Genomic DNA, 6,081 nt, shown 5'->3' with positions numbered 1-6,081 from the left:
ATTTATGAGTTTTGCAACACCATCAAGTTAAATAAGTCATTGTTACCATATTAAAATGTATATCTCCTGAAAATATATTTGTAGAAGAGGATTGTTTTACATTTTTCGATAATAATGTTAGTTGTAAATTTACTGGAATAATTGATGTTATGTTATTCTTATAGGGCACTATAAAGAGCAAACTACACACATACCTTATTTTATTAGAATCCTGCTCAAGAGGTTTAATATATGAACTTGATTTTCCAACTTCCATATATACACATCTATAAAAAATATTAGAGACTTGTTCCTCTAAAGAAGAATTCCCCTTATTATTTAATACTGTTTGATTTAAAAAAGAATATGTCTTATGCCCCATTTCTGTACTATTCATATTCTCGAAAGAAATTGTTTGATTCATTGTAGAAGTAATCACACAATTCTTCTCATGTTCTAAGTTTTTTTTTACTAGCGAAAAATCAAATTCATCTAAATTATTTTTAAAAACCCTTTCTAACAAAGTAGGATTTATACAGAAATTATTATTTTCTGTTGTGAATATTTTATAAAACACTCCATTTTCTGTCATCAATTATCCTCCAATTTTATCCTAAATATTAATTATAAATTCTACTAAAAGTAAAGCTAATATAAATTGACTTCTAAGCATATGTTTTAAACAATTATTAGAAATTATAAACTCGTATACTCTGTTTCCTCGTCAATAAAATTGAAAAATTCATGATTTTCTACAATTACATAATTATAACTTTTTAAATATTATATATAATTTATATCTATTAGAAATATTAGCGATTAAAATTACAAGAGGAGCCACAATACTCACTCCTCTTGTGCTAACATGACTTCTACTTTAGTAACGGATTAATTTGCGTCGTAAAGGCCGATTCTTTTACTAAAAACAACTGCGATAAATACCACTCTTCTCCAGAATTTAAACTATCTGAAGAAATACTAAATAAAGCATTTGTACTTGAAGTTGTAATCCCTAAATCGTTAAATGTAAATGCATCTGTAACAAAATCCACCCATTCTGGATTAGCATTTGCAGTAAAACTGCCTAGCATTCTATTATTTCCCGAATTCTGAGATTGTACCCGTATTCCAGCAGGTAAGCGATAAGGTACTCTTACCCTGATAATTAATTTATATCTAGTTGCCGTATTAAACCCGGTGTTTAGTCTAATAGAGTACTTAGCTTCATTACTAATGAAAGTACGTGCAAATTTAATACTGCCGTCTGTTGCTTGATCTGGCGTATCTTCTAAAAATGATCTATCTGAAACTTCAGCAAATTGCAGAGCAGGAATTACATAACTATCATTCGTTTCACTTAAATAGTGAGATTTTTTAGAATAAAAGTCCTTAGTATTATCTGGTGCAAACCCTACAATAATATTTTCTGTAGTAGGTGAATCATACTCTATTCTATTATATGTTAGTGTTGTAAGATCGTGATTATATGCAAGTGAGACTCCTCTTGGGCAAGCTGAAATAGCACGAATATAATATCCATCATATGCTAAATAATTTGGTGGTATTGTTCCGGTTCTACTACTTAAAACCGTTTGTGTACCGAGTTTAATGTTCCACCCATATAGAGTAGACTGAAACCACTGTGTGAACTTTACATTTATATCTGCATTTTTAAAAAATAGGTCTGCTGGTGCTGGCGCAGTTAAAATTTGATTTATAATATCTCTAGGCGCTATAGGCTCATTATTTGGATTTTGATAAAAAGTTTGTGTTCTAACTTCCATAATTTCATTGCCATTGTTATCAGCAAAATTAAAATTGTTTGTTCTTCCGTTTCCTATCCATCCTGTAAGCCCAGAACTAGGATCGTATATAGGATGGACGCCACGAATATTTTCTCTTGCTGGTATATCAGCTGGTTCATTAGTGAAAGAATAATTAAATTTAACAGTTGTTAATCTTTGATTAACTTCCCCCATTAATAACTTATAAACTAGTCCTCCCCATTCATTATAATTTACAGGAATTGAGACACCAACATAATCCCATAATGATAGAGAGCTTTGTAATTTTAATCCTTCATATCTCATTAAAGACCAGGCTTCAGCAAATGGAAACACATATAAATTACACATATTCCGGAACGTCAATCCATCTTTAAGACTGACTTTACACAATCTTCCGAACTCTTCTGTGTACATTCTCATTAATCTGGTCCTGTAATCTAATACTTTTTGATTAAATAATTTTATAAATGAATCTACATCAGCTTGAGTAAATCCCCATGCACTCCCTGCTAGGATTCCGTCTTTTAATAAAGTTAAATGAAGTGTACACATTTGAGTAAAAAGTGCTATAGATACTCCTTCATATGTTTGAACCTCAAATTGAGGTAATCGTTGTATTATAGCACCACTTAGATTTAGAAAGTAACCCTTGGCTGTTGCAGGGGTAAAACCTGGTTGTTTAATATACGCATCAAATACATCACTAACCTCAATAATCCCCCTATATTCTGCGTTTAATATATTGACTCGATCTTGGCTTAATTTTTGATTTATAAGTGTTTCCACTTCTGTACGAACTTTTTCCATAGTAGCAGGTTGAGAACCTGGGAATATAAGTGATAGTACTTTTGAAAATGCTGCCTTTGCCGCCCATTTCCCTATAGCTGTTGCAAGATATTGTGCGATGGGAGCTACTGCTATTAATGCTGGCGCAATAGTAGGTTCGGTATAATTATTATATAATGGAAAGTCTGTTTCATTAACTATACTTAAAGTATCTAAAGAACTATCTTCCATATAATTCATTCCACCTTTTATTGAATTTTTTTATTTTAAAGGTCATATTTTTATTCATAAATTATGACCTTATTATTCATTTAATAATTAGGGATTTTTTATTTATAGTGAAGTGAAAATTTCCCTTTAATTTTCACCGCGTGACAATCACAATCTCCAATTGGTTCAATGCTCACATCGCAAATTTTTACATTATCACAATTAATATCACAATCTGGCAAACAATCTACACTGCAATACAAAACTTGATCTACGCAGACAGTATCTTGGCAACTCACAGCAATGTTTTCTTTATGTGGATTTGCTGAGCAGGTCATGCATTCATGAATAGGTTCTATTTCTATATTCGATACAAATGAGATGCATCCCTTTACCTTTAATACATGCAAATCTACCTCTGCACATCCACATCCTTCTATAGGAACAACCTTACGGCATTTTTCTTTTGAAACGGATAGACAATCAAGGTTATATACAAATTTCGGATCACAATGGGCAACATATTTAAAACCTTTTGGAATTGAGACTACACAACAAAATGCTATTTTATGTTCCCCTCCTTCACTACAATGGTGATGTTCCTCCTGCACAGATAAATTCTTATTTTCATGATCCTCGAAATCAAAATTCATATTCATATTTATCTTCTCTCCCTTCTATGCAATTTTAAAAAACTTATTCAAATAAGATTTCAAAATATCTTTCTTAAAAATTTAGTACCAATTTCACTATTCTCCTGTTACATAACAAATATATGTTACTTGTATAAAAACGATGCATGTATAAACAAAAATGTATCTTTGACTAAAAAAACAAGATACTATATCATATAGCCATTTGAAAAATCTTCCGATGGATAAGTCTTCTCTGAATAAATGCTACTTATGTATATAAAAATAAGAAATATTGTTTCAAAATAATAAAATCTCATACGAAACTATTTTATGAAAATACATACTCTTAAATTAGATTTCATTTTGGCGATATCCAAACGTATCATTCATACCTAGTTTGCAAAAAGCACTTAAAATTTTATCGTGTTAGGAATCTTTAGCATATGCAAAATAAGGATGTTTTCCTTGTGAGGATAATCTGCAATATCAATATGGAAAGGGATTTAGATCATGTTTAAGTAGAATAGACGTGGCTTACTTTAATTTTTCGATTTCAAATTTTCCAAACTTAAATATGATTGAATGCCTGAGAAAGGTAATAGAGATGTTTTAGTTTATTATGAAGTATTAGGGGCGTCTTTTAAATTCAATCTATCAATTTGTGAAATATATTACTCAAAACCCAATACCATTCTAAAACTTATTCAAAATATATATTGCTTTAAAAGAGCATACATACTAAAAAAACAGGCATCTTTCGAACTATAGCGCATAGAATACTACGGTGAATCAAAAACAAATAAAATTTAGGAGGTATATTCAAGTATACAAAAAAACTTTAGTGTGAGGGGATTTAGATAAAAAGTATTCATTATCCTTATAAATTAATTCTTAAACATGCACCAATGTATACATTAAATAATATTATGTGAATTAAGTCTCTCAATTTAATTTATTATGTTACTTTATATTTGATTAATAATTGCAAGTTTAAAATCATAATTTAATGTTGAAAGGCCACTATTCTAATTAACTTAAGGAGTTGTTTATTTATGGAAAATTTAAATCATTGTCCATTAGAAGATATAAAGGTAAATCCATGGAAAACCCCTCAATCAACAGCAAGGGTTATTACATTACGTGTTGAGGATCCAAATGAAATCAATAATCTTCTTTCTATTAACGAAATTGATAATCCGAATTATATATTGCAAGCAATTATGTTAGCAAATGCATTTCAAAATGCATTAGTTCCCACTTCTACAGATTTTGGTGATGCCCTACGCTTTAGTATGGCAAAAGGTTTAGAAATCGCAAACACAATTACACCGATGGGTGCTGTAGTGAGTTATGTTGATCAAAATGTAACTCAAACGAATAACCAAGTAAGTGTTATGATTAATAAAGTCTTAGAAGTGTTAAAAACTGTATTAGGAGTTGCATTAGGTGGATCTGTAATAGATCAATTAACTGCAGCAGTTACAAATACGTTTACAAATTTAAATACTCAAAAAAATGAAGCATGGATTTTCTGGGGCAAGGAAACTGCTAATCAAACAAATTACACATACAATGTCCTGTTTGCAATCCAAAATGCCCAAACTGGTGGCGTTATGTATTGTGTACCAGTTGGTTTTGAAATTAAAGTATCAGCAGTAAAGGAACAAGTTTTATTTTTCACAATTCAAGATTCTGCGAGCTACAATGTTAACATCCAATCTTTGAAATTTGCACAACCATTAGTTAGCTCAAGTCAGTATCCAATTGCAGATCTTACTAGCGCTATTAATGGAACCCTCTAATCTTAGTAGCTATATTTATTAAATATGGTAATATCACAAGTATAAATACTTGTGGTATTACCTACCATTCTTAAATTATATCCAAAATCATGCGTTAATCTACATTCCCCTTTCTCTAAAATTTGTTCTTCACACATCCACATTTTTCGATAAAACAATCTCTGTTAAAGAATATAAATATCTAAAGTAAAGATTATTTCTTTTCTATTTTAATAGCTCATGAATCGTTTATATATTATATTCGTTTTTAAAAATGTTATTATCTGGGATGTTGTTTTATTATTACTAACATTCCAACGTTATATTTTCATAATCCCATTAAATCACAGCAAGGTGTTAAATTAATATGATCAACAGATAAAATATACTATTTCCCTTGTACAGTTACTAAAAAATTCAAGGTATATTTAAAAATCAAAATGTATGTGAACTTTTAATCTGTAACGTTTTATCATTGCGTTTGTAATATAGTATTTTAGAATGATATTTTCATATTTACAGTATATCTACACAAATTAAATGCCGTAAACTATTTAAAACTGTATTACTTTTGCTACGCTTTTTATAAATTTGCATAAAATATAATAATAGCTATAATCAAAATAAAATATACTAATTGATGAAAGGAGATGCCGTACAAGGAATTAATCAATATATTTACTCTAAGAAAGTAGTAGTAGAATACATTAGAAATGAAGTGATATTTAAGAGAAGTCAAAATTGATATTTTAAGTTGACTTAATTTTCAGATAAAAAACCAATACCTAGTGCTACGAACTTGTAATCTTATTAACCTACCCACTATAAAAAATATAAGGATGTTGTAAAATCAAATAAGCATTACCTGCTTTTTTAAATAAGATGGTGTTGCAAAACTCATAA

The 6,081-nt window shown here is 29.5% G+C and carries 4 protein-coding genes; 1 reads left to right on the top strand and 3 read right to left on the bottom strand.

Going from position 1 to position 6,081, the window contains the following annotated elements:
• Positions 1–22: 22 nt before the first annotated feature.
• The 3 genes from RT27_RS30070 to RT27_RS30060 all read right to left on the bottom strand — a co-directional run bounded on the left by RT27_RS30070 (position 23) and on the right by RT27_RS30060 (position 3,421).
• Positions 23–571 carry a P21 chaperone gene (locus tag RT27_RS30070; RefSeq protein WP_000138229.1) on the bottom strand — a complete coding sequence of 183 codons (549 nt, stop codon included), beginning with the start codon at positions 569–571 and terminating at the stop codon, positions 23–25.
• A 280-nt stretch (positions 572–851) separates the two neighbouring features.
• Complete coding sequence (gene cry11Aa, locus RT27_RS30065; RefSeq protein ID WP_000390241.1) at positions 852–2,783, bottom strand: pesticidal crystal protein Cry11Aa; 1,932 nt, start codon at positions 2,781–2,783, stop codon at positions 852–854.
• A 98-nt stretch (positions 2,784–2,881) separates the two neighbouring features.
• Positions 2,882–3,421, bottom strand: a complete 540-nt coding sequence (locus RT27_RS30060) for an ABC transporter permease (RefSeq protein WP_001056902.1) — start codon at positions 3,419–3,421, stop codon at positions 2,882–2,884.
• A 1,028-nt stretch (positions 3,422–4,449) separates the two neighbouring features.
• On the opposite strand from RT27_RS30060, the gene RT27_RS30055 reads away from it, so the two are divergent.
• Positions 4,450–5,199, top strand: coding sequence for a type-1Aa cytolytic delta-endotoxin (locus RT27_RS30055; protein WP_043938803.1), 750 nt, complete (start codon positions 4,450–4,452; stop codon positions 5,197–5,199).
• Positions 5,200–6,081: the final 882 nt, after the last annotated feature.

The sequence above is a fragment of the Bacillus sp. L_1B0_5 genome (assembly GCF_000836715.1).
Lineage (GTDB): Bacteria > Bacillota > Bacilli > Bacillales > Bacillaceae_G > Bacillus_A > Bacillus_A thuringiensis_S.
The sequence above is the reverse complement of the archived record's forward strand: the minus strand, read 5'-3'. Positions and strand labels throughout refer to the sequence as shown.